Genomic DNA, 22,822 nt, shown 5'->3' on the forward strand with positions numbered 1-22,822 from the left:
CTGCTTGACCGCGGTCGATCACGCCCACGCCCGCTCAGCCGCGCCTCACTCACGGCTTGTGATCCGCGCGAGCGGCGCCCAGCGCTTCGAGCAACGGTCGGAGCGCATCGAGTTCCGCGCCGAAGCCGGCCCAATCCCCCGCCTTCAGCCGCTCGATCGCACGATCGTAATGGGCCAGCGCGTCGCGGGCGCGCGTATCCGCCGCGCCGCCGGCCGGCGCCGCCACCGGCCCCGGCCTCGTCTCCTTGAAGAGCGCCGCGAGCGCCTCGCCCAGGTTTTCCTCCATCACGACGCGATCGCCATAGGCCGCGATCACCCGTTTCAGCTCGGGCAACTGGCCGGACGACGCGCGCAGATAGAGCGGCGACACGTAGAGAATCGAGTGCTCGATCGGAACGACCACGAGATGTCCGCGGATCACGCGCGAGCCCATCTGGTTCCACAGCGAGATCTGCTGCGAGATTTCCGTGCTCTGCTGGATGCGCGCCTCGATCTGGTACGGCCCGTAGATCAGCTTTTCCTTGGGGAACGCGTAGACGATCAGCTTGCCGTACCCGGGCGGATCGCAACGCGCGGCCAGCCACGCGATCATGTTCTCGCGCTGGCTCGGCACCATCGGCAGCATGAGCACGAAGCCGGCCTGCGCATCGCCGGGCAGCCGCATGATCGTGTAGTACGGCGCCATCTGCCGGTTCGCGGCGTCGCCCCCGTCGATGTCGCCGAGCGCACGAGGAAACTGCCAGAGGTCCTCGCGGTTATAGAACACTTCCGGTGCATCCATGTGATAAACGCGGTAGAGGTTCGCCTGGATCAGGAACAGATCCTCGGGGTAGCGGATGTGCCGTTGAAGATCCTGCGGCATCGCGTCGAGCGGCTTGAACATGCCGGGGAAGATGCGCGCGTAAGTCCGCACCAGCGGATCGGAAGGATCGCTGATGTAGAAGTCGACCGTGCCGTTGTACGCGTCGACCACCACCTTGACCGCGTTGCGAATGTAGTTGGCGCCATCGCCGGTGCCGGGCGGCGCATACGGAAACCACTGGCTGGTCGTATAGGCGTCCTGCATCCAGAACAGGCGTCCGTTGCTTGCCACGACATAGGGGTCGTGGTCGAGCGCGAGAAACGGTGCAATCGTGCGGATCCGGTCCCGGATGTTGCGGTGAAAGAGGATCCTGCTCTCGTTCGTGATGTAGTGCGTCAGCAGGATGTTGGGATCGCCGAACTGCCATGCGAACAGGCTGCGCCGCACCGCGCCGCCGATCGCGACACCATCGCGCCCGCTGTACGACGTGTAGACGTTGCTGTCCCCCTTCGGGTAGTCGAATTCGGGCACGCTGCCCTTCACGATCACATAGCCCTGCCCGCCTTCGCCGAAGTAGATGCGCGGTTCGTCGATCGCCGGCCCGCCATCGGCGACGGGCGGAATGTCGTGCAGATAGAGCGACGGCAAGCCTTCCGTGGATTTCTCCGTGACCGGCGACATCACGATGCCGTTGCCGTGGGTGAACAGCAGATGCAGGTTCACCCAGGTTCGGGCGTTCTCCGGCAGCATCGACTGCTCCAGTTCGCGCGCCGACAGCATGACCTGCCGGTAGCCGGAGTCGAGACGGTAGCGATCGATATCCACGGAAAAGAACTTGTAGTAAGTCCTGATCTCCTGCAACTGCGCATAGGTATCCATCAGCGGCTGCACATCCCACAGGCGGATATTGTCGACGGTCGCGCGATTGGCCTGCAGCGACGCGATGTTCAGGCCCTGCTCGGCCGCGAACGGCTTGACCTCGATCCGCGCGAGACCGTAAGCCTGCCTCGTCAACGCGATGTTGTGCTGGATATAGGGCGTCTCGAGCTGCAGCTCACTCGGTTTGACGTAGAAGCGCTGGAACAGCGCGGGATAGACGATGCCGAGCGCGAACGAAGTGCCGAACACGAGCAGCATCGCGGCGGCCGGCAACCGATAGCCGGGCCGGCGCAGGTTGACCAGCATCGCAACGGCCGACGCAACGGCGAGGCCGACGAGCAGCCACAGCACCGGCAGCATCACGTGGACATCCGTATAACCGGCGCCGACCACGACCCCGTTGTTGTCGTAGAGCAGCAGAAAGCGTTCGAGCCACCAGGACCAGGCTTTCAGCAGGAAGAACAGTGCCAGTAGCGCCGACCCGTGAACCGCGGCGGCCGACGAAAGCCCCTTCGGCGGGCGGAGCATGATGTCGCCGCGCAGCCAGTAGACGCCACCCGCGACGATCGCGCAGCAGACGACCAGTTGCAGCAGCAGGTTCTTCAGCACGATCCAGACGGGCAGCGCGAACAGATAGAAACCGATGTCCTTGCCGAAGATCGGATCGTGCGCGCCGAACGGCACCCGCTGCAGGAAACGAAGCGCGACATCCCAGCTCGACATCGCACCGGCGGCGATCGCAAGCCCGAGAATGACGGCACCCGCGGCAATGACCGCGCGCCAGGGAATGCGCGACGCGACCTCCCCCGCCAGCGCGCGCAGGACATCCTCCGCACGCGTCGACGAAGCGTCCGCTACCTGCCAGACATCGACGGGCCTGGCATGACGATGCGCGAGCCACCCCGACGCGCCGATCGCGGCCGCCGACACGGCGAACACCGCGGCGAACAGCAGCACTCTCGCGGACAGGATCGTCCAGAAGACGCCGGCATAGCCGATCGACGCGAACCAGAGCCAGTCGACCAGGAGACCGGTGACGCGCCCGACGACGATCAGGCAGGCGACGACGATCGCAGCCGCGATCCCGTAGCGTCTCAGGCGTGGGACGGACGTTGCTTGCGAGCGCATCGAGGCTCCTTTGCCGGGCCGTCATGGGTGGCCGGCCGCGGCCGGACCTGGCGTGCCGCCGATCAGGCAGTGAGCATCGCGGCCGGTCGCATGTCTGAATGCTACGCCCGTTGCCGACGCGTCGCCATCCGACGGCATGCGCGACATCACCGGGAACGAGCGAACGCAGTGCAGTGCGCTACGGCAGATTCGATCCCCCCTCGACCAGCACCCGTCGACGGCCGCTGCCGGGCGCAATCAGTGACGACCGTAGTGAACCGAACACCGACCGTCTTCCCCGCGCTTCCCGGACATCCCCGATGAACCACAAAAAAAGCCACCCTCGCGGGTGGCTTCCGTGCGTGCAATCAGTCGTCGATCACCGCCTCACACGTGCGTGCGCCGACTCGCCTCCGCATCGACCTCGCGCAGCGACTTGCCGCGCGTTTCCTTCGCAAGCCCGACGCACACGATCGAGATCAGCGCGGCCGCGACGAGATACAACGCGATCGGCGTCGACGAGTGATAGCGCTCGAGCAGCGACAGCCCGATCAGCGGCGCAAGCGAGCCGGCCATCAGCGGCGCGACCTGGTAGCACAGCGACAGCGCGGTATAGCGCACGTTGGTCGGGAACATCTCGGTCATCAGCGCCGAATACGGCGAGTACGTCATCGATTCGATGAACAGGCCGAGCACGATCGCGGCCATGATGATCCAGTCGTTGCCGGTATCCATCATCGGGAACGCGACGAAGCCCCAGCCGGCGGTCAGCACGGCGCCCGTCAGGTACACGGGCTTGCGCCCGACGAGATCCGACATCAGCCCCATCAGCGGGATGAAGAAGAAGTGAATCGCGTTGGCGGCGAACATCAGCTTCAGGATCCGCGTGGTGTCGAAGCCGACGACCAGCTTCAGGTAAGTCAGCGAGAACGTGACGACCATGTAGTACAGGATGTTCTCGGCGAACCGCGCGCCGATGCCGATCAGCACCTGCCGCCAGTGATACTTGAGCACGTGGCCCACGCCGAGCTGCTTTTCCTGCTTCTGCGCGCGGCGCGCCTGCGCTTCCTTGAAGATCGGCGCATCGTCGACCTTGCGGCGAATCCAGAAACCGATCAGCACGACCACCGCCGAGAACCAGAACGCCGCGCGCCAGCCCCACGCCAGGAAGTCGGCCTCGGACAGCGAGCTCGACAGCACCAGCAGGATGATCGTCGCGACGAGGTTACCGGCCGGCACGCCGGCCTGCGGCCAGCTGGCCCAGAAGCCGCGGCGGTTGTCCGGGCTGTGTTCGCTGACCAGCAGGATCGCGCCGCCCCACTCGCCGCCGAACGCGAAGCCCTGGATCAGGCGCAGCGACACCAGCAGCACCGGCGCCCAGTAGCCGATCGCATCGAAGGTCGGCAGGCACCCCATCAGGAAGGTCGTGACGCCGACCACGATCAGGCTCACCTGCAGCAGATACTTGCGGCCGAACTTGTCGCCGTAGTAACCGAACACCAGCCCGCCGATCGGGCGCGCGGCGAATCCCACCGCATACAGCGCGAACGCGGCGAGCAGGCCGTCGATCGGGTTGCCGGTCTTCTTGAAGAAGTGCGTGCCGAACACCAGCGCCGACGCCGTTCCATACAGGAAGAACTCGTACCACTCCGCCACCGAGCCGACCATCGACGCCGCGACGACCCGCTTCAATTCCCGCTTCGACGCCGTGTCCGGCACGGCTGCTGCACTACCGGGCGAGACTGCCTCGCCGACTTGACTTGTCATCTCCGTATCTCCTCTCGTTGTCTTCCATTTCCCTTGGCGGGCCGGGTTCGCGCGTAAGCACGTCGAAAGATTTTATACAATATCCAATACACAATCCACGCAATCTCAAAAAGGTTTCGGCAGAAATGCGACATGCGGGGCGGCATCCGGCCGTCAGGTTCCGAGCCTGCGAGCGCGATGTTTCTGATCAGAGGAAAGTACGGCGGGGGCCCGTCTATGGGGTGCCAATCACGGCCCGCGGGCCGACGGGCGGGGCGTGGCGTGAATTTTCCGGCGTCGATGGGATCGTCCGTCGCCCCAGCCCAAAGCCGCTGCGGCGCGGTTCGCCACCCTCCCCGCGGCTCCGGCACGACGACCTTCGTCACGCCCTTTTTATTTTATATTGTATAAAATATTCGAACTGGCTAGAATGACTTCCGTCGATGGCTGACTCTCGGGCGAAACCGGAGGCAACGTTTCGGCACCGAGGCAAACAAGAGGCGGCCAGCCGCCGTCCGGATCGCATGCAGCACCGACGAGACGGCGAGCGCGCGTACAGCCCACGTTGCCAGCAATGGCAGTTGACCCTATCTGAATGTGAGGAAACGAGATGAGCGACAACATTTTTACCGGCACCATTCCGGCCCTGATGACGCCGTGCACCGCTGACCGTCAGCCGGATTTCGACGCGCTGGTGAAGAAGGGCAAGGAACTGATTGCACTCGGCATGCGCGCGGTGGTGTACTGCGGCTCGATGGGCGACTGGCCGCTGCTGACCGAAGCGCAGCGCCAGGAAGGCGTCGCGCGCCTGGTCGAAGCCGGCGTCCCGACGATCGTCGGCACCGGCGCGGTGAACTCGAAGGAAGCCGTGTCGCACGCCGCGCATGCCGCGAAGGTCGGCGCGGACGGCCTGATGGTGATCCCGCGCGTGCTGTCGCGCGGCGCGGCGCCGGCGGCCCAGAAGGCGCACTTCGCCGCGATCCTGAACGCCGCGCCGAACCTGCCGGCCGTGATCTACAACAGCCCGTACTACGGCTTCGCGACCCGCGCCGACCTGTTCTTCGAACTGCGTCGCCAGCACCCGAACCTGATCGGCTTCAAGGAATTCGGCGGCGCCGCCGACATGCGCTACGCAGCCGAGAACATCACGTCGCAGGACGACAGCGTGACGCTGATGGCCGGCGTCGACACGCAGGTCTTCCACGGCTTCGTGAACTGCGGCGCCGCAGGCGCGATCACCGGTATCGGCAACGCGCTGCCGCGCGAAGTGCTGCAACTGGTCGACCTGTGCAAGAAGGCCGCGCAAGGCGACGCCGTGGCGCGCGTGCGTGCGAAGGAACTGGAAGCGGCGCTGGCCGTGCTGTCGTCGTTCGACGAAGGCTGCGACCTGGTCCTGTTCTACAAGCACCTGATGGTGCTGAACGGCGACAAGGAATACACGCTGCACTTCAACGAAACCGACGCCCTGAGCGACGCGCAGCGCAACTACGCGGAAGCGCAGTACACGCTGTTCCGCAACTGGTATGCGAACTGGTCGAAGAGCATCGCGTAAGCGCGTTCGCACGAAACCGTTCGATACGCAGCCATGAACCGGCTGCGTGACGAAAACGAAAAGCCACGGAACCCTCCGTGGCTTTTTTCATTCGCGCTCTGCGCTGCAATCGCGCACCTGCCGGATCAGTGCTGCTGCACGGCCGCCCCGCTCGCGCGCTCCTGTTCCGTGATCTCCGTGCGGCAATGGCCGATGATGTACAACGCACCGGCCGCGGCGAGCGCCGGCACCGCCAGCAGGCTGAACACGTCGCCGAAGTGCCAGCCGAGCCCCATCAGCAGCGCGCCGGCGAATGCGCCGGCCACGCCGCCGATTCGTCCGATGCCGAGCATCCATGCCACGCCCGTCGCGCGGCAGCGCGTCGGATACAGGCTCGCCGCATAGGCCGACATCGACGTCACCGCGCTCGTCACCACGGTACCGCACAGGAAAATCAGCGTGCCGAGCCACGCGGCATGCCCGATCGTGCGGCTCGCCACGAGCACCAGCAGCGCCGCCACGACATACGCGCAGACGATCGTCCGGTTCGGATTGAAGCGGTCCATCAGCCATCCGGCGCCGAGGTTGCCGAGCACGCCGCCGAGCGGGAACAGCGAGGTCATCAGCGCGCCGCCTTCGGCGCTGAAACCGGCGTCGCGAAGCAGCGTCGGCATCCAGTTGGTCAGCAGGTAATAGATCAGCAGTCCCATGAAATAGGCCGCCCACAGCATCAGCGTGCGCGAACGGAACTGCGCGGATACGACCTGCGCGAGCGCGGACGCCCCGCCCGTTTGCGCTCGCGCGCCGGCGGCCACGAACGTGCAGTCGTCGAAGCGCTCGCGCGGTGCGATCCGCGCGAGGATGCGCGCGATGCGCGCATGCGTGCCCGGTCGCGCCGCGAGATACTGCGCGGACTCGGGCAGCAGCATCACGAGCGCGACCGCCAGCGCGAGCGGCCCGATGCCGCCCGCGGTCAGCACGCTTTGCCAGCCGAACTGCGGAATCAGCCATGCGGACGTGACGCCTCCCACCGCAAGCCCGCACGAGAAACCGCAGAACATCGCGTTGACGGCCACACCGCGGATCCGGGCCGGCGCGTACTCCGACATCAGCGTGACGGCGTTCGGCATCGCCGCGCCCAGGCCGAGCCCGGTCAGGAAGCGGAATGCAGTCAACGCTTCGATCGACTGTGCATGCGCGGACACCATGCTCCATGCGCCGAAACACGCGACCGACAGCACGAGCACGGTCTTGCGGCCGAGCCGGTCCGCGCACGGGCCGGCGGCGAGTGCGCCGATGCCGAGCCCGGCCAGCGCCGCGCTCATCACCGGGCCGAGCGCGCTGCGCGCGATGCCCCAGTCGTGCGTGAGCGCGGGCGCGATGAAGCCGATCGCGGCCGTGTCGTAGCCGTCGGCGGCCACGACCAGGAAGCACAGGATCAGGATCAGCCACTGACAGGGGGAAAAGCGCTCGGCGTCGATGAACGACTGCACGTCGAGCGTACGCGGGGGGGTTTTCATCGTATGTCTCCTTCGGTCCGGTCGCACGACGGTGGCAATGCACCGCCCGCGCGCGGACCTGTTCATGGTCATGGTTTCGTCGTGAACCCGGCGCCCTTGCAGGCCGGCGAGCACGACGCGGCAGCCCGTGGCGACCAACCGCATCGCGCATGCCCGGCCGATGCCGTCCGCGCCGCCCGTGACGATCGCCACGCGAGCGGGGTGTCGTCCGTGTCGGGTCCGGGTTTCATCGTCATCGGCTCAGCGCGTCAGGTACGCGAGACTCGCGAACTCGACGCGGCGGATGATGCGGCTCTCCTGCGCGACGATCAGGTGGCCGGACGCCTGCAGATACGCGGGCCAGTCCGGATCGGCATCGCGCGCGGTGCGCCGCGCGTCGTAGTCGGCGATGCTGTCGTAGCCCCACAGATGGACGACCTGGTTCAACGCGCCGATGTCGCTCATGTAGAAGCCGACGGGCGCGCCGAGATACTTGACCTGGATCGGCATCGCGAGCCGGTCGAAGATCTCGATGAACTCCGCCATGCCGCGCGGGCGGATCGTATAGATGCGATGGTCGATGAAGGATTTAGCGGTAGTCATGGTCGGCTCCGGGTTCAGGCGGTCACGCGTGCGGCGGCGGGTGGCGTCGGCTCGGCGGCGGATGATGTCGGCTCGGCAAGATCGAGTCGGTCACGAAGGTCGGGCAGGTCACCGAGGTCGGCAAGCCCCGCGATATGGCGTGCGCTCAGATAGCCGAACGTCATGATCGGCCCGAGCGTGATCCCCGCGCCCGGATAGTTGCCGCCCATGATGCTGGCGCGATCGTTGCCGACCGCATACAGGCCGGCGATCGGCCGGTCGTCGGCGGCGAGCACCTGGCCGACCACGTTGGTCCGGATGCCGTCGAAGGTGCCGAGGTCGCCCATCACGACCTTCAGCGCGTAATACGGCCCGTCGCCGAGCGGCGCCACGCACGGATTCGGACGATGGTCGGCGTCGCCGAGATAACGGTTGAACGACGTCGTGCCGCGGCCGAATTCGGGATCCTCGCCGCGCGCGGCTTCGCGGTTGTAGCGCCGCACGGTCGCTTCCAGATTCGCCGCATCGAGGCCGGCGCGCTGCGCGAGTTCGGCCAGCGTGCGCCCCTGCACGAGATAGCCGTTGCGCAGCAGCGGCCCGAGCGGCACGGGTGCGGGTTTCGCGAAGCCGAGCCCGTATTTGCGGATCGTCGCGTGATCGCACACGAGCCACATCGCCGTCTCGGTCTCACCTTGGCATGCTGCGATCATCGCGGCGCCGACGTCGTGATACGAATTCGATTCGTTCGTGAAACGCGTGCCGCGGCGGGTCACGCCGATGACGCCGGGCTTGTAGCGATCGAGCAGATGCGGAAACACACCGAAGCGGCCGTCGCCGAGCGGCACGCGCGAGACGGGCATCCATGCGGCCGGTTGCGGATAGCGGATCTCGACGCGGCCGCCCGCGCGCTCGGCGAGCGTCGCGCCGTCGCCGGTGTTGCCGGCCGGCACCGGCGATACATGCTCGCCGCCGCGCGCCACGTGCGGATAAGCACGCGCGATGCGCGCGACGTCGTGCGAGAAGCCGCCGCTCGCGAGCACGACCGCGCGGCGCGCGGTGATGCGATACGTCGCGCCGTCGGCCCCGACCGTCGCGCCGGCGATGCGTGCGCCGTCCGCGACGAGTTCGCGTGCGGGCGTGTTCGTCAGGATCGGAATCCCGAGATCCAGCGCGGACTTCGCGAGGCGCGCGGCGAGCGCGTTGCCGCTCGTGATCTGCACGCCGCGCCGGTAGAGCGCGAGATCCTTCAGATGCGCGGCAAGCCGCTTCGTCACGTACCACGCCGACCGAAGCGAGCGTGTCGCGTTGAAGAAGTGCTTCAGGTCCGCATTCGACGAATTGAACATCATCCCGATGAACGTGATCGTCTTCAGCGGCGGACGCAGGCGCTCGAGATCGCGCCCGAGCCCGCGCGCATCGTACGGCGCGGCGACGACCGAGCGGCCGATGTCGACGCCGCCGGGCATGTCCGGGTGATAGTCGGGATACAGCGTCGGCACGAATTTCACGTCAGTCTCGCGCTCGAAGAAATCGAGCATGCGCGGGCCGTGCTCGAGAAACGCGTCGATCGCCGCATCGTCGTAGAACGCGCCCGTCTCGCCGCGCAGATACGTGCGGGCCGCTTCGCGCGTATCCTGCACGTCGTTTGCGCGCGCATGGCGATTGCCGGGAATCCACAGCACGCCGCCGGAAAATGCCGTCGTGCCGCCGAAACATGCTTCCTTCTCGACCACGATCACGTCGAGCCCCGCCTTGCGCGCGGTAATGGCGGTGGACAGGCCGCCCGCTCCCGATCCGATCACGAGCAGATCGCACGTGACGTGCTTCGAACGCTGCTGATCGTTCATCATGTCTTCCTCCATCTCTTGAATAACTGTGCGTCGCCGGGCTCGCGCTGCGCGTCGTGCGTGCAGCACGGCAAGGTCGCCGAATCAGCGTGCGCCGGCACCGGCGTCGTAGCCGGGCCGCGGCACGAGATCCATCAGCATCGCGTCGAGGCCGCCGTCGACCCCCAGTTCCGCGCCATTCACGTATGCCGCACGCGGGCTCGCGAGAAACGCGACGACGTTCGCGATGTCGTCGGGCCGGCCGATGCGGCGGCTCGCGGTCATCGCGCTGCGGCGTGCCTCGATGTCGCCGCTCGCATAGAACGACTCGGACAGCGGCGTGCGGATCATTCCCGGGCACACGGTATTGCTGCGGATGCCGCGCGGCCCCCACTCCGCCGCCAGTTGCCGCGCGAGCATCGCGACCGCCGCCTTGCTCGCGCTGTAGGCGCCGCTGTACGTCTGCGGGTGGCGCGCCGCGATCGACGCGACATGCACCAGCGCACCCGAGCCGCGCGCGAGCATCGCGCGCCCGAACGCTTGCGAACACAACATGTAGCCGGTGAGATTGACCTGCAGCATCGCGTTCCATGCGTCGAGGCCGATGCTCTCGATGCCGCCGGCACGCAACAGGCCGGCGTTGTTCACGAGCACGTCGGCGGGACCGAGATCGCGCTCGACGCGTTCGGCGGCCTGGGTCACGCTGGCGGCGTCGCCGATATCGCAGCCGATCGCGACGACGTCGCCGCCGGCCGCGCGCAGCCGCTCGGCGATCGCGATGGTGCCGTCCGCGTCGCGGTCGAGCAGCGCGACCCGCGCGCCGGCCGCCACGAACGTTTCGACGATCGACGCGCCGATGCCGCCCGCGGCCCCCGTCACGACGCACACCTGCCCGTCGAGACGAAGCCAGTCCTGCTGTTGAGTGTTCGCTTGCGATATCATTAGGTATCCTTTTGAAATAGGCTGGAGAGATCCGGCTCGATCCGGCACACGCTACCCGAACGTCGCGCGCTGCGTCAGTGGCAAGCGCTACGTCGATGGGAAAAGTATAGAAGCGCGCATTGCGCGAAAATTGGACAAACGCCGCAAGCAACAGGACAATTTGTACACAGGAGGCCGTGCGGCATGAGGAGAATCCCTAACTACGATCTGTATGGCGAATCGGCGCGTCCGCCCTGGTACGACGCGTTCAACTTCGAATGGATACCGGAGCGCAGCCAGCCGAACGACTGGCATATCGCCGCGCACCGTCACGACGCGCTATTGCAGATTTTGTACATCCGCGGCGGGCAGGGGCATGTCGTGATCGAGAGCGGGAAGCACACGTTCGCACCGCCGTGCCTCGTGCTGCTGCCCGCGCAGACGGTCCATGCGTTCGAGTTCTCGCCGCAGATCGACGGCCTCGTGATCACGGTCGTGCAGCGCGCGCTCGAAACGCTGGTCAAGACCGCCGCGCCGGGCGCGCTGTCGATCCTGCAACGCGCGGCGGTGATTCCGGTCAGGGAGCCGGACGCGAGCGCGTCGATGCTGATGCCGCTGTTCGCATTGCTCGAACAGGAATTCCGCAGCACCTCACGCGGGCGCGGCGCGGCCGGGATGGCGTTGCTGGTGGCGTTGGTCGTGCATGTCGCGCGCCTGAGCGATCTCGCGGCCGCGCCGTCGCATGCCGGCACCGATCGGCGCGCCACGTTGCTGCGGCGGTTTCGCGAACTGATCGACACGCATTTTCGCGAGCATCGGCCGGTGGAATTCTATGCGGACCGGCTCGGCGTGACGGCTGCGCAGCTTGCGCGCGTGTGCCGGGAGGAGTTGGGCATCTCGACGACGGCGGTCGTCAACGCGCATCTGATTCGCGAAGCGCAGCGCGATCTGGTTTATTCGAATCTGAGCGTGAAGCAGATCGCGCACGAGATGGGGTTTGCGGACAGCGCATACTTCAGCCGCTATTTCCGCAAGCAGACCGGCCTGACGCCGGGCGAGTTCAGGGAAGCGGCCCATCGCGACCTGATGCCGGGCCGCTCGTGAACGGGCGCGGTGCGGGCGATGCGCGCAATCGCGGCTCCCGAACGCCGCGACCGCAACAGCCGGCTCGATCGCCGCGCGTCAGACCGCGACCGCGCCGACGTAATTTTCGGCCATCGCCATCGCCGCCGGGCGCGACGTCGTCACGTGCTCGAGTTCGGCCACCTGCAAACGCTGCTCGAACGGCGACGCGTCGTCGAGACGATGCATCATGCGCGTCATCCAGTACGAGAAGTGTTCGGCGCGCCAGATCCGGCGCAGCGCGGTTTCGCTGTACGCGTCGAGCAGGTCGGTGCGCGCTTCGTCGTAGAACGCCTGCAGCGCGGACGTCAGGATGCGCACGTCCGACACCGCGAGGTTGAGGCCCTTCGCGCCGGTCGGCGGCACGATGTGCGCAGCGTCGCCGGCGAGGAACAGGCGGCCGTGCTGCATCGTGGTCGACACGAAGCTGCGCATGCCGACGATGTTCTTCTGGAAAATCCGCCCTTCCACGACCTGCCGGCCATCGGCGGAGTCGACGCGCGCGTGCATCTCGGCCCAGATGCGATCGTCGGACCATTGGTCGACCGAATCCTTCGGGTCGCACTGGAAATACATGCGCTGCACGTTCGGCGAGCGCGTGCTGACGAGCGCGAAGCCGCGTTCGTGGCGCGCATAGATCAGCTCGTCCGACGACGGCGGCGCCTCGACGAGAATGCCGAACCAGCCGAACGGAAACACGCGCTCGTAGTCCTGCCGCAAGGCGGCGGGGATCATCGTGCGCGACACGCCCTGCGAGCCGTCGCAGCCGATCACGAAGTCGCAGTCGAGCGTCTGTTCGACGCCGTCGTGCACGAAACGGATCGACGGCGCATCGGTCTCGATGCCGGCAATCGTCGTCCCGGACACGTTGAAGTACAGCGCGCCGCCGGCCGCCACGCGCGCGGCCACGAGATCCTTCAGCACCTCGTGCTGCGCATAGACGGTGATCGCCTTGCCGGTCAGTTCGGTCAAATCGATGCGGCGGCGCTTGCCTTCGAATGCCAGTTCGAACCCGTGATGCAGCGCGCCTTCCGCCTTCATCCGGTCGCCGACGCCCGATTCGGTCAGCACGTCCATCGTGCCCTGTTCGAGCACGCCGGCGCGGATGGTGGATTCGATCTGTTCGCGGCTACGCGACTCGAGCACGACCGACTCGATACCGCGCAGATGAAGAAGATGGGAAAGCAGCAGGCCCGCGGGCCCAGCGCCGATGATGCCGACTTGCGTACGCATGAATGTCTCCGGTTGGGATTGATTTTGCGCAAGTGTGGCGGCGACGCGTGCTATCCCGCAACGCGATATCCGGAATACGGACTATCTCGATAATGGATAAAGGCGGGCGCGCGCGGCACGGCCCGGGCCGCGCGCGTCCATCCGTTCAGGGCTTCGCCGGCGCCGGCCGCGACTCCATCCCGTCGATCTTCGCGAGCAGCGCATTGCCGAGCTTCGTCAGATGGCGCGGCATGCCGGGGATCGCCAGCAGCGCCTCGATCCGCTCGCGCCAGTAACTCGGGTGACTCACGCGCATCGCAACCGGCATCACCGCCGCGCCGGTATCGGCATCGCTTTCCAGCAGCGCGACCATTCTCTCGATATGAGAGAGCTCGCGCTCCACATAGTCTCTCGTCAGCATGTGCTTGCCACTCCCCGAAACACAGCACCCGGCCTGTCTTCATCGGCGCATCGCCGCATGGTCCTTTCGCTCGACGCGTCGTCCTCGTTTCGCTTCACGGTACGCGCGTCGTATGTCAGAAAAACACCCGGCAGCACGACGATTTTCTTCATATCGTCGGATCGATGTCGTACCGCACGCATCACGTCCATGGCCCCTCTCTTCGTTGCCGATCGTAGACACTCTGCGTCGCGGCGGCATCCCCAAAATTGAGGATGCCTGCCGAAGTCGATCGCACCGCATCCGTGCGACACGCCGGCATGCCAGATCCGGCAAACGCGATGCGGCAACACGCGCAACGTAGCGCGTGCGGCAAACGGGGAACGGGGACGCGAGGATTTGCGCGGCCGACGAGTCGATCGCGGCGCTCTGCACGGCCGCCGTCGATCGCGAACATGGGACGTCGCGCTCGAGGCCCTCATGGCGCTAGCCGACGCGCGAGCGGCGAACTGCTTCGTGCGCGACGCGCGCACCGGCACCGGCGTCCGTTCTCGCTCACCCGCGCGGAACCGGCCGTCGCGACCGGCATTGCCGGCGGCCTGGCGCCGGCCGAGCACGCGGCATGCAACGGCGTACAGATCCGCACCGTGCGCAGCCAGATCAAGGCGGTCTTCGCGAAGACGGGCGTGCGGCGTATTGCCAATCTCGTCGCGCTGTTCGGCGACTGAATACTCAGCGGCGCCGGCCGCGCTCACCCTTGATCGTGCCGGTGCCCGCGGGCTCGGCCGCGGTCATCCGGTCGAGTTGCCGGACGATCTCCGCGCGCAGTTCCGCCGAAATCTCCACGCTGTCGAGCAGTTCCGAGATCCACAGCCCGTCGGCCGCGAGCCGGCAGATCATCAGCGTCGCCGCCCGTTCGAGCGGCACCGGGTCCGGCCGCGTCCACTCGCGCATCGGCACCGACCAGCGCGCACGCGTCTCCTGCTCGGTGATCATCGACGCGACCAGCACGCGCAGCACGTCGGTGCTCGCGGCCGGCTGCGCGGTGTCGAGCACCGCATGCAGATACGCGCGCGCCGCCGCGCCGTCGCCGTGCGAATCGGCCGCGCGGCGTGCGGCCATCTGCGTCGCGAAGCGCTCGGTCGCCTGCCCGAACAGCGCGTCGAGCAAGCCCTGCTTGTTCGCGAAGTGATACTGCAGCGCGCCTTTCGTCACGCCTGCGCGCTCGGCAACCGCGTCGAGCGTCAACGCGGCCACGCCGTGATGGGTCGCGATTTCCGACGCGGCTTCCAGCAGTTGCGCGCGCACCTGTTCCGGCGCCTTTTTACGCCGCACGCCGGCGACGGGCGCGGAATCAGGCACGGAACCGGGCGCGGAACCGGGCACAGCCGGTGCGCCGGACGCCTGCGGGCCGGCCGGTTCGGCCGTGTCGACGGGCGCGGGGATGTCGTGCAAAGCGGGTTCGGGGCGTTTCTTCATGGCGGCGATGTTAGCACCCGCGGTCTCGATATAAACATTCCGGCTGGATGGTATGATCCGCCGCATGAACAAACCTGCCCCTTCTCCCTGGTCCGCGCTCGACACCGCGATCGCCCGCGGCCGCGACGCGCTGATGCGTCTTCAGCAGCCCGACGGCAGCTGGTGTTTCGAACTCGAATCCGACGCGACGATCACCGCGGAATACATCCTGATGATGCATTTCATGGACAAGATCGACGACGCGCGTCAGGAGCAGATGGCGCGCTACCTGCGCGCGATCCAGCGGCTCGACACGCATGGCGGGTGGGATCTGTACGTCGACGGCGATCCGGACGTGTCGTGCAGCGTGAAGGCGTACTTCGCGCTGAAGGCCGCCGGTGACAGCGAGCAGGCGCCGCACATGGTCCGCGCGCGCGACGCGATCCTGAAGCTCGGCGGCGCGGCACGCGCGAACGTGTTCACGCGCATCCTGCTCGCGACCTTCGGCCAGGTGCCGTGGCGCGCGGCGCCGTTCATGCCGGTCGAATTCGTGCTGTTCCCGAAGTGGGTGCCGATCTCGATGTACAAGGTCGCGTACTGGGCACGTACGACGATGGTGCCGCTGCTCGTGCTGTGCTCGCTGAAGGCGCGTGCGCGCAACCCGCGCAACATCGCGATCCCCGAGCTGTTCGTCACGCCGCCCGACCAGGAGCGCCAGTACTTCCCGCCCGCGCGCGGGATGCGCCGCGCGTTCCTCGCGCTCGATCGCGTGGTGCGTCACGTGGAGCCGCTGCTGCCGAAACGCCTGCGGCAACGTGCGATCCGGCATGCGGAAGCGTGGTGCGCGGAGCGCATGAACGGCGAGGACGGGCTCGGCGGGATCTTTCCGCCGATCGTGTACAGCTACCAGATGATGGACGTGCTCGGCTACCCGGACGATCATCCGCTGCGCCGCGACTGCGAGAACGCGCTCGAAAAGCTGCTGGTCACGCGGCCCGACGGCAGCGTGTACTGCCAGCCGTGCCTGTCGCCGGTATGGGACACCGCGTGGAGCACGATGGCGCTCGAGCAGGCGCGTGGCGTGGCCGCGCCCGACGCCGGCGAGCCGGCAGGCTCACTGAATGAACTCGACGCACGCATCGCCCGCGCATACGACTGGCTCGCCGAGCGCCAGGTGAACGACCTGCGCGGCGACTGGATCGAGAACGCGCCCGCCGACACGCAACCGGGCGGCTGGGCGTTCCAGTATGCGAACCCGTACTACCCCGACATCGACGACACCGCGGTCGTCACCGCGATGCTCGACCGCCGTGGCCGCACGCACCGCAACGCGGACGGCTCGCACCCGTATGCGGCGCGCGTCGCGCGCGCACTCGACTGGATGCGCGGGCTGCAATCGCGCAACGGCGGCTTCGCGGCGTTCGACGCCGACTGCGACCGCATGTACCTGAACGCGATCCCGTTCGCCGATCACGGCGCGCTGCTCGATCCGCCGACCGAGGATGTATCGGGCCGCGTGCTGCTGTGCTTCGGTGTCACGAAGCGCGCGGCCGACCGCGCGTCGCTCGCGCGCGCGATCGACTACGTGAAGCGCACGCAGCAGCCCGACGGCAGCTGGTGGGGCCGCTGGGGCACGAACTACATCTACGGCACGTGGAGCGTGCTGGCCGGGCTCGCGCTCGCGGGCGAAGACCCGGCGCAGCCGTACATCGCCCGCGCGCTGGCCTGGCTGCGCGCGCGTCAGCACGCGGACGGCGGCTGGGGCGAGACGAACGACAGCTACATCGACCCGGCGCTCGCCGGCACCAATGCGGGCGAAAGCACGTCGAACTTCACCGCGTGGGCGCTGCTCGCGCAGATGGCGTTCGGCGACTGCGAATCCGACTCGGTGAAACGCGGCATCGCGTATCTGCAATCGGTGCAGCAGGACGACGGCTTCTGGTGGCACCGCTCGCACAATGCGCCGGGCTTTCCGCGCATCTTCTATCTGAAGTATCACGGCTATACCGCGTACTTCCCGCTGTGGGCGCTCGCGCGCTATCGGCGTCTGGCCGGCGCTGCACTGGCCGGTACGTCTTCGTCCAGCGGGGCCGGCGTGTCGGCTTCTCGCACCACGGATACCGCGCTCGCCTGAGCGTGTGCGTGTGCGTGTGCATTAGCACGAGCGCAAGCACGAGTCCGAACTCGAGCGGCAACGCGTACGATCGTCCCGCCCGCGCGCGGGAGGTGCCGCGCGTTCCTCGCGCTCGATCGCGTGACGCGCCGAGTACATGAACGGCGAGGACGGGCTCGGCGGAAGCTTTCCGCCGATCGCGTCCTGCTACCTGATGTAGGGTATGCCCGCCCTCTCGGACGATCATCGGCCGCAACGTGGCTGCGAAAACGCACGGGAAAAGCGGTTGATCACGCGGTCTGACAGCGAGGTAATCGATCGCCGGCGGAAGATAAGATCCTCGTACGGAGCGTTTTCGCCGCACCCTGCCTTAAACGCTTCGACTCGATCCGGAATTCCAGAGCAAATCTCGCAATTTCGTCAATCTCCGTTGTGGACGCTGTCTGGTCTACGATTTCAGGCTGCTGCGCTGCCGCCATACGCTGAATAACCGCAAGCCTCGCCTCATCTGAAAGGATGTCGCAAATTTGCGCTCGTCTGTTTTCTTCCCAACCCGGCGTCGTGGTCACCACAAGAACCTTGAGCGCGAAATCCGGGCCCCGTTCGTAAAGCAATTTCGCCAACAGAGCACGAAAGCCCGCCGTTCGAGTAAGCGCAGCCGCCCCGCCGCCTTTGGCGGAGTTCATAAACCAGGTGTCCTCTTTAGATCATCTTTCGTTTCGCGACGTTATTGCCGGCTTTCCGTTGCCATTCGGTAACTATGTTGTAGCCTTCTGGTCCTGCTCCGCTTTTGGTGACATTCATGATCGATCTGCTTGTCGTGACGATGGCGTGAATTGCTCGCCGAGCATGATGACAAACGGATTCATCGCCGATTTCCAGTCGTAGGCAGTGCGATCGGTAGCGAAACTCACATCATATGAAAATAGAATTCGATAGCCGGACAGTTCCTCGCGCCGAAGGCAAGGGCGATCCAAAGTTCAATTTGCTTTAAACTTGGCGAATTAGGCATAGCCAATCATTATCATTTCGGCAAAAAGCCGCATATCATGTTTGCAGTACAACCCGCGGAGGAAAGCATGGCTACATACAAGGAACTGAAGGCTCAAATGGACGCACTGGCGGAGAAAGCGGAAACCGCCCGTCTCACCGAGCTCCAGGCTGTAATCGAAGACATCCGTACCAAGGTCGCGGAGTACGGAATTACCGAAAAAGACATCTTCGGTGTTCGTCGGGATCGAGCGGCGGCAAAAAAGCCGGCGACCGTGAATGCGAAGTATCGCGATCCCAAGACTGGCGCAACCTGGTCGGGCCGTGGCCGCGCGCCCGCATGGATCAAGGATGCCAAGAACCGGAATCGATTCCTGATTCAGGAATGAACCATTCCGGATAACGCCGCGGCTCGATCAGCGGCAACACACTCATCGAGCGCCGATCATGTGCTTCGGCAATGCACGTCATCGCGTCGATGAAGCCGCTCGCAATGAGCGCTGAAGCGAGCGTAGTGGCACCCTACGCTCGCTTGTGCGCTCGCCCGAGCAACCGCAACACGCCGAACACTCCGCTACGTGTGGGCAAACACCCGCCTGCATTGCGATATGGGCCATGCATGATCGACCGGTAACGCCCAATCGGTGCGGCGCAATCGCGATCCGCTCCCCCGCTCTCCCCGCTCATGCGTCGCGCCGATCCCGCATTCGCGCAAACGCCTCCCGCAAATCCGTGCAGAACGCGTCGCCGATCATCGACAGCGGCTGCGACGCGGACGTTACCAGGTAGAAGTGATCGGGCACGGCCGGCTCGAACGGTTTGACGGCCACGCGATGGCCCGCATACGCGGCCGTCACCGGATCGATCAGCGCGACGCCCGCACCATTCGCGACGAACGCGACGATCGTCTGCGACAACTGTGCCTCGATCGACAGCACGCGCGACACGCCGGCCTCGACGAACACGCGGTCGATCGCGCTGCGCGCCTCGAAGCTCGGCGGAAACGAAATGAACGATTCGTCGCGCAGGTCGGCCGGCTGCACCACGCGCTTGCGCGCGAGCCGATGCCCGCGCGGCACGATGCAGCACATCGCGCTTTCCGCGAGCCGCTCGCCGCGCACCGCCGGATGCGGCACCGGCTCGGCGATCAGCCCGACGTCGCATTGCCCCGACGCAACCTTGTCGACGACCGTCGACGCGCTGTGCGCAAGCAGCGTGATGTCGACACCCGGATGCGCACCCGCGAAGCGGGTGACGAGTTCCGGCAGCAGGTCGAGTGCGACCGCCGGCGAGCCGGCCACGCGCAGCGTGCCGCGCCGCATCGCGCGGATCTGCTCGGCGGCCTGCGCGACGCGATCGAGCCCGACGAATGCGCGCTCGACTTCCTCGTACAGCACGCGCGCCTGCGCGGTCGGCGTGAAGCGCCCCTGCTGGCGCTCGAACAGCACGAAGCCGACGCGATCCTCGAGGTCGGCGATCAGTCGGCTCACGGCCGGCTGCGAGATATGCAGATCGCGCGCCGCGCGCGTGACGGTATGACGCTGCATTACCGCGCGGAATGCTTCGATCTGACGAATCCTGAGTGAAGGCATGGTCATAACACTGGATTATGGATCGTTGATCAAGCTGTATTGGACAGTCTATTTTGCCTGCCCGAACATCGGTTCAGCAACGTCATACACGCAAGGAACCGCGCCACCATGCCCCATAACACGCAAACATCGACCCGATGCCGCCGGAGCCGCACATGACCGTGCGCGGCTTCGACGTCGTCGTGGCCGGCGGCGGCCTCGTCGGCATGGCGCTCGCGTGGGGCATCGCGCGCCTCGGCAAGCGCGTCGCCGTGTGCGACGGCGACGACATCGCGTTTCGCGCGGCACGCGGCAACTTCGGGCTGGTGTGGGTGCAGGGCAAGGGCGGACGCTGCCTGCCCTACGCGCGCTGGTCGTGCGAATCGTCCGCGCGCTGGGGCGCGTTCGCCGCGCAACTGCGGCGCGAGACCGGCGTAGACTGCGGGTTCGAACGCCCGGGCGGCATCGAACTGTTCGAGCACGACGCCGAGCTGGCCAGCGCGACCGCTCTGCTCGCGTCGCTGCATCGCCAGGATGCGGCGCTGTCGTACGAAGTGCTCGATCCGGCCGCGCTGCGCAAGCGGATTCCCGCCGCGTCGCCGGCTCTGGCCGGCGCGCTGTGGTCGCCGAACGACGGTCATGCGAATCCGCTCTACACGCTGCGCGCGATGCTGCAGGCGTTCGTGCAGTGCGGCGGCGTCTATCTGCCGCGCAACGCGGTCGACGAGATTCGTCCGCGCGCCGGACACTTCGAGATCGACACGCGCGAAGGCCGCCTCGAGGCCGGGCGCGTCGTGCTCGCGGCCGGCCTCGACAACGCGCGGCTCGCGCCGATGGTCGGCCTGCACGCGCCGATCTCGCCGCTGCGCGGCCAGATCATGGTCACCGAGCGGCTTGCACCGTTTCTCGACTATCCGACGCTGGTCGTCCGGCAAACGCCGGAAGGCTCGGTGCTGCTCGGCGACTCGGCGGAAGACGTCGGCTTCGACGACGGCCAGACGCGCCCCGCGATGGTCGATATCGCGCGCCGCGCCCGCGCCGCGTTCCCGGCGCTCGCGCAGGCGCGCGTCGTGCGCGCGTGGGGCGCGCTGCGCATCATGACGCCCGACGGCCTGCCCGTCTACGAAGCGTCGGCCACGCATCCCGGCGCGTTCGTCGCGATCTGCCACAGCGGCGTGACGCTCGCGGCCGCGCATGCCGATCTCGTCGCGCCGTGGATCGCGGGCGCCGCCGCGCCCGCCGACCTGTCCGCCTTCAACACCGCGCGCTTCGCCGCGCCCACGGCTACCCGGCATGTTTGATTCCATCGTCCCCGACGCCGCGACGCGCGAACGCGTGCGCATCCACATCGACGGCGCGCCGCACGACGTGCCCGCCCATTACAGCGTCGCGGCCGCGCTGCTCGCCGCCGGCACCCTCGCCTGCCGCGCGAGCGCCGTGAGCAGCGCGCCGCGCGGCCCGTTCTGCATGATGGGCGTGTGCTTCGACTGCCTCGTCGAAGTCGACGGCGTGCCGAACGTGCAGGGCTGCATGACGCCCGTGCACGACGGCATGCAGGTGCGTGCGATGCACGGCAAGGCGAGGCTCGCATGACGCGCCGCCAGTGTGACCTGCTGATCGTCGGCGCCGGGCCGGCCGGCATGGCGGCGGCCGCGGCCGCGCGCATGGCCGGGCTGTCGGTCGTCGTCGCCGACGAGGGCCGCGCGCCCGGCGGCCAGATCTATCGCAACGTCGCCGACGCGCCCGCGGATCTCGCGCGCTGGCTCGGCAAGGATTACGCGGCCGGCCGGCCGCTCGTCGACGGCCTGCTCGCGAGCGGCGCGCTGTATCTGCCGCGCAGCACGGTGTGGCAGGTCGCGTTCGAACCGGAGCCGGTCGCGATGCTCACGCAGAGCGGTCCATCGGGCGGCACGCTCGACATCGGCGCACGCGCGGTGCTGATCGCGACCGGCGCGCAGGAACGCCCGTGGCCGGTGCGCGGCTGGACGCTGCCGGGCGTGATGGGCGTCGGCGCCGCGCAGACCTTGCTGAAATCGGCGGGGCTCGCGCCGGCGGCCGACACCGTGCTCGCGGGCAGCGGCCCGCTGCTGTGGCTGTTCGCCGCGCAGTTGCTGAATGCGGGCCGGCGCGTGCGCGCGCTGGTCGACACGACGCCGCGCGATGCGTGGCGCCGCGCGCTCCCGCATGCGCTGCCGGCGCTGCGCGGCGCCGATTATCTGCTCAAGGGCTGGCGCATGCTGCGCGCAGTGCGCGCCGCAGGCATTCCCGTCCATCGCGGCGCAACCGATATCGGTATCGACGGCGACGGCCGCGCGGAACGCATCCGCTTTCGCGACGCGGACGGCATCGTGCAATCGCTCGATACGTCGCTCGTGCTGTTGCATCAAGGCGTGATTCCATCGACGCAACTCGCCCGCTCGCTCGGCTGCGCGCATGAATGGGACGAACGCGCGGCATGCTGGCGGCCGACCTGCGATGCACGCGGCCGCAGCAGCGTCGCGCAGGTATGGATCGCCGGCGACGGTGCGGGCATCGGCGGCGCGCAAGCCGCGGCCCGCGCGGGCGAAGTGTCAGCGCTCGACATCGCGGCCGCGCTCGGCGCACTCGATCGTCGCCGGCAAGCCGAACGCGAGCGCCCGGCGCTGCGTGCGTGGCGCCGCCATCTCGCGGTGCGCCCGCTACTCGACGCGTTGTACACGCCGCCCGCCGCGCTGCGCCGCCCCGACGGCGACACGATCGTCTGCCGCTGCGAGGAGGTCACGGCCGGCGAGATCCGCGCGCTCGCGGCGCTCGGCTGCCAGGGGCCGAACCAGATGAAGGCATTCACGCGCTGCGGGATGGGCCCGTGCCAGGGACGCTGGTGCGGCACGACGGTCGGCGAACTGATTGCCGACGTGCAGCAGCGCGGCGTCGGCGACGTGGGCCATTACCGGATCCGCGCGCCGATCAAACCGGTCACCGTCGGCGAGATGGCCGACACCCTCGAACTGTCGAACGATTTCCGGCGCGGCGAATTCCCGAGCTGAAGCGCGGCCCGCGCACACCCACGCTTGCCCACACGAA

At 67.3% G+C, this 22,822-nt stretch carries 19 protein-coding genes and 1 pseudogene; 8 read left to right on the forward strand and 12 right to left on the reverse strand.

Annotated elements, in window-relative coordinates; translation table 11 throughout:
* Positions 1–49 precede the first annotated feature (49 nt).
* Both PL79_RS23525 and abaF read right to left on the reverse strand, forming a co-directional pair.
* Positions 50–2,809 (reverse strand): UPF0182 family membrane protein, encoded by a 2,760-nt coding sequence (locus PL79_RS23525; RefSeq protein WP_044847159.1) that lies wholly within the window; start codon positions 2,807–2,809, stop codon positions 50–52.
* A 366-nt stretch (positions 2,810–3,175) separates the two neighbouring features.
* Complete coding sequence (abaF, locus tag PL79_RS23530; RefSeq protein ID WP_044847158.1) at positions 3,176–4,555, reverse strand: fosfomycin efflux MFS transporter AbaF; 1,380 nt, start codon at positions 4,553–4,555, stop codon at positions 3,176–3,178.
* Between the two features lie 589 nt (positions 4,556–5,144).
* Between abaF and PL79_RS23535 the strand changes: the two genes are divergently transcribed.
* Entirely contained in the window at positions 5,145–6,086 is a 942-nt protein-coding gene (locus PL79_RS23535) for a dihydrodipicolinate synthase family protein (protein ID WP_044847157.1), read from the forward strand.
* A 125-nt stretch (positions 6,087–6,211) separates the two neighbouring features.
* Here the strand turns inward: PL79_RS23535 and PL79_RS23540 are convergent, their stop codons facing one another.
* From PL79_RS23540 to PL79_RS23555, 5 genes and pseudogenes are all read right to left on the reverse strand, one after another.
* Complete coding sequence (locus tag PL79_RS23540; protein ID WP_044847156.1) at positions 6,212–7,585, reverse strand: MFS transporter; 1,374 nt, start codon at positions 7,583–7,585, stop codon at positions 6,212–6,214.
* Between the two features lie 90 nt (positions 7,586–7,675).
* Positions 7,676–7,777, reverse strand: a pseudogene (locus PL79_RS37230) (SDR family NAD(P)-dependent oxidoreductase); the annotation flags it as partial.
* 48 nt (positions 7,778–7,825) lie between these two features.
* A complete protein-coding gene (locus PL79_RS23545) occupies positions 7,826–8,167 on the reverse strand; it encodes an NIPSNAP family protein (protein WP_044847155.1) in 342 nt (113 codons plus the stop codon).
* A 14-nt stretch (positions 8,168–8,181) separates the two neighbouring features.
* Entirely contained in the window at positions 8,182–9,996 is a 1,815-nt protein-coding gene (locus tag PL79_RS23550; protein WP_442861569.1) for an FAD-dependent oxidoreductase, read from the reverse strand.
* An 81-nt stretch (positions 9,997–10,077) separates the two neighbouring features.
* Complete coding sequence (locus tag PL79_RS23555; RefSeq protein ID WP_044847154.1) at positions 10,078–10,914, reverse strand: SDR family NAD(P)-dependent oxidoreductase; 837 nt, start codon at positions 10,912–10,914, stop codon at positions 10,078–10,080.
* Between the two features lie 183 nt (positions 10,915–11,097).
* Between PL79_RS23555 and PL79_RS23560 the strand changes: the two genes are divergently transcribed.
* The gene (locus PL79_RS23560; protein WP_044847153.1) at positions 11,098–11,997 is read left to right on the forward strand and encodes a helix-turn-helix domain-containing protein; all 900 of its coding nucleotides are present in this window, start codon (positions 11,098–11,100) and stop codon (positions 11,995–11,997) included.
* 78 nt (positions 11,998–12,075) lie between these two features.
* Here PL79_RS23560 and PL79_RS23565 read toward each other — a convergent pair whose 3' ends face one another.
* Both PL79_RS23565 and PL79_RS23570 read right to left on the reverse strand, forming a co-directional pair.
* Complete coding sequence (locus PL79_RS23565) at positions 12,076–13,248, reverse strand: 4-hydroxybenzoate 3-monooxygenase (RefSeq protein WP_044847152.1); 1,173 nt, start codon at positions 13,246–13,248, stop codon at positions 12,076–12,078.
* A 145-nt stretch (positions 13,249–13,393) separates the two neighbouring features.
* Positions 13,394–13,648, reverse strand: coding sequence for a hypothetical protein (locus PL79_RS23570; RefSeq protein WP_044847151.1), 255 nt, complete (start codon positions 13,646–13,648; stop codon positions 13,394–13,396).
* A 434-nt stretch (positions 13,649–14,082) separates the two neighbouring features.
* Between PL79_RS23570 and PL79_RS23575 the strand changes: the two genes are divergently transcribed.
* A complete protein-coding gene (locus tag PL79_RS23575) occupies positions 14,083–14,355 on the forward strand; it encodes a helix-turn-helix transcriptional regulator (RefSeq protein ID WP_044847150.1) in 273 nt (90 codons plus the stop codon).
* Between the two features lie 4 nt (positions 14,356–14,359).
* Here PL79_RS23575 and PL79_RS23580 read toward each other — a convergent pair whose 3' ends face one another.
* Positions 14,360–15,106 (reverse strand): TetR/AcrR family transcriptional regulator, encoded by a 747-nt coding sequence (locus PL79_RS23580; RefSeq protein ID WP_044847149.1) that lies wholly within the window; start codon positions 15,104–15,106, stop codon positions 14,360–14,362.
* A gap of 52 nt (positions 15,107–15,158) precedes the next feature.
* Between PL79_RS23580 and shc the strand changes: the two genes are divergently transcribed.
* A complete protein-coding gene (shc, locus tag PL79_RS23585; protein ID WP_044847148.1) occupies positions 15,159–17,219 on the forward strand; it encodes a squalene--hopene cyclase in 2,061 nt (686 codons plus the stop codon).
* A 269-nt stretch (positions 17,220–17,488) separates the two neighbouring features.
* Here shc and PL79_RS23590 read toward each other — a convergent pair whose 3' ends face one another.
* The gene (locus tag PL79_RS23590; protein WP_135801128.1) at positions 17,489–17,884 is read right to left on the reverse strand and encodes a hypothetical protein; all 396 of its coding nucleotides are present in this window, start codon (positions 17,882–17,884) and stop codon (positions 17,489–17,491) included.
* Between the two features lie 393 nt (positions 17,885–18,277).
* Between PL79_RS23590 and PL79_RS23595 the strand changes: the two genes are divergently transcribed.
* Positions 18,278–18,577: an H-NS histone family protein gene (locus PL79_RS23595; protein ID WP_044847198.1), complete on the forward strand. Its 300-nt coding sequence runs from the start codon at positions 18,278–18,280 to the stop codon at positions 18,575–18,577.
* A 294-nt stretch (positions 18,578–18,871) separates the two neighbouring features.
* On the opposite strand, the gene PL79_RS23600 is transcribed toward PL79_RS23595, so the two are convergent.
* Entirely contained in the window at positions 18,872–19,786 is a 915-nt protein-coding gene (locus tag PL79_RS23600; protein WP_044847147.1) for a LysR substrate-binding domain-containing protein, read from the reverse strand.
* A gap of 149 nt (positions 19,787–19,935) precedes the next feature.
* Here PL79_RS23600 and PL79_RS23605 point away from each other — a divergent pair, with 149 nt between their 5' ends.
* Genes PL79_RS23605 through PL79_RS23615 form a run of 3 tightly spaced genes read left to right on the forward strand, consistent with a single transcriptional unit; the run spans position 19,936 to position 22,785 of the window.
* Positions 19,936–21,060 carry an NAD(P)/FAD-dependent oxidoreductase gene (locus PL79_RS23605; protein WP_044847197.1) on the forward strand — a complete coding sequence of 375 codons (1,125 nt, stop codon included), beginning with the start codon at positions 19,936–19,938 and terminating at the stop codon, positions 21,058–21,060.
* The gene (locus tag PL79_RS23610; RefSeq protein ID WP_044847146.1) at positions 21,053–21,352 is read left to right on the forward strand and encodes a (2Fe-2S)-binding protein; all 300 of its coding nucleotides are present in this window, start codon (positions 21,053–21,055) and stop codon (positions 21,350–21,352) included. Before PL79_RS23605 ends, PL79_RS23610 begins: the two co-directional genes overlap by 8 nt.
* Positions 21,349–22,785, forward strand: a complete 1,437-nt coding sequence (locus PL79_RS23615) for an FAD/NAD(P)-dependent oxidoreductase (protein ID WP_044847145.1) — start codon at positions 21,349–21,351, stop codon at positions 22,783–22,785. The genes PL79_RS23610 and PL79_RS23615 overlap by 4 nt, the downstream gene beginning before the upstream one ends.
* Positions 22,786–22,822 lie beyond the last annotated feature (37 nt).

The organism is Burkholderia sp. USMB20 (assembly GCF_000949135.2).
GTDB lineage: Bacteria > Pseudomonadota > Gammaproteobacteria > Burkholderiales > Burkholderiaceae > Burkholderia.

Excerpts from the sequence above, each read along its gene's own strand:
- PL79_RS23525 (WP_044847159.1), bottom strand. The coding sequence starts at position 2,809 with ATGCGCTCGCAAGCAACGTCCGTCCCACGCCTGAGACGCTACGGGATC.
- abaF (WP_044847158.1), bottom strand. The coding sequence starts at position 4,555 with ATGACAAGTCAAGTCGGCGAGGCAGTCTCGCCCGGTAGTGCAGCAGCC.
- PL79_RS23535 (WP_044847157.1), top strand. The coding sequence starts at position 5,145 with ATGAGCGACAACATTTTTACCGGCACCATTCCGGCCCTGATGACGCCG.
- PL79_RS23540 (WP_044847156.1), bottom strand. The coding sequence starts at position 7,585 with ATGAAAACCCCCCCGCGTACGCTCGACGTGCAGTCGTTCATCGACGCC.
- PL79_RS23545 (WP_044847155.1), bottom strand. The coding sequence starts at position 8,167 with ATGACTACCGCTAAATCCTTCATCGACCATCGCATCTATACGATCCGC.
- PL79_RS23550 (WP_442861569.1), bottom strand. The coding sequence starts at position 9,996 with ATGATGAACGATCAGCAGCGTTCGAAGCACGTCACGTGCGATCTGCTC.
- PL79_RS23555 (WP_044847154.1), bottom strand. The coding sequence starts at position 10,914 with ATGATATCGCAAGCGAACACTCAACAGCAGGACTGGCTTCGTCTCGAC.
- PL79_RS23560 (WP_044847153.1), top strand. The coding sequence starts at position 11,098 with ATGAGGAGAATCCCTAACTACGATCTGTATGGCGAATCGGCGCGTCCG.
- PL79_RS23565 (WP_044847152.1), bottom strand. The coding sequence starts at position 13,248 with ATGCGTACGCAAGTCGGCATCATCGGCGCTGGGCCCGCGGGCCTGCTG.
- PL79_RS23570 (WP_044847151.1), bottom strand. The coding sequence starts at position 13,648 with ATGCTGACGAGAGACTATGTGGAGCGCGAGCTCTCTCATATCGAGAGA.
- PL79_RS23575 (WP_044847150.1), top strand. The coding sequence starts at position 14,083 with ATGGGACGTCGCGCTCGAGGCCCTCATGGCGCTAGCCGACGCGCGAGC.
- PL79_RS23580 (WP_044847149.1), bottom strand. The coding sequence starts at position 15,106 with ATGAAGAAACGCCCCGAACCCGCTTTGCACGACATCCCCGCGCCCGTC.
- shc (WP_044847148.1), top strand. The coding sequence starts at position 15,159 with ATGATCCGCCGCATGAACAAACCTGCCCCTTCTCCCTGGTCCGCGCTC.
- PL79_RS23590 (WP_135801128.1), bottom strand. The coding sequence starts at position 17,884 with ATGAACTCCGCCAAAGGCGGCGGGGCGGCTGCGCTTACTCGAACGGCG.
- PL79_RS23595 (WP_044847198.1), top strand. The coding sequence starts at position 18,278 with ATGGCTACATACAAGGAACTGAAGGCTCAAATGGACGCACTGGCGGAG.
- PL79_RS23600 (WP_044847147.1), bottom strand. The coding sequence starts at position 19,786 with ATGACCATGCCTTCACTCAGGATTCGTCAGATCGAAGCATTCCGCGCG.
- PL79_RS23605 (WP_044847197.1), top strand. The coding sequence starts at position 19,936 with ATGACCGTGCGCGGCTTCGACGTCGTCGTGGCCGGCGGCGGCCTCGTC.
- PL79_RS23610 (WP_044847146.1), top strand. The coding sequence starts at position 21,053 with ATGTTTGATTCCATCGTCCCCGACGCCGCGACGCGCGAACGCGTGCGC.
- PL79_RS23615 (WP_044847145.1), top strand. The coding sequence starts at position 21,349 with ATGACGCGCCGCCAGTGTGACCTGCTGATCGTCGGCGCCGGGCCGGCC.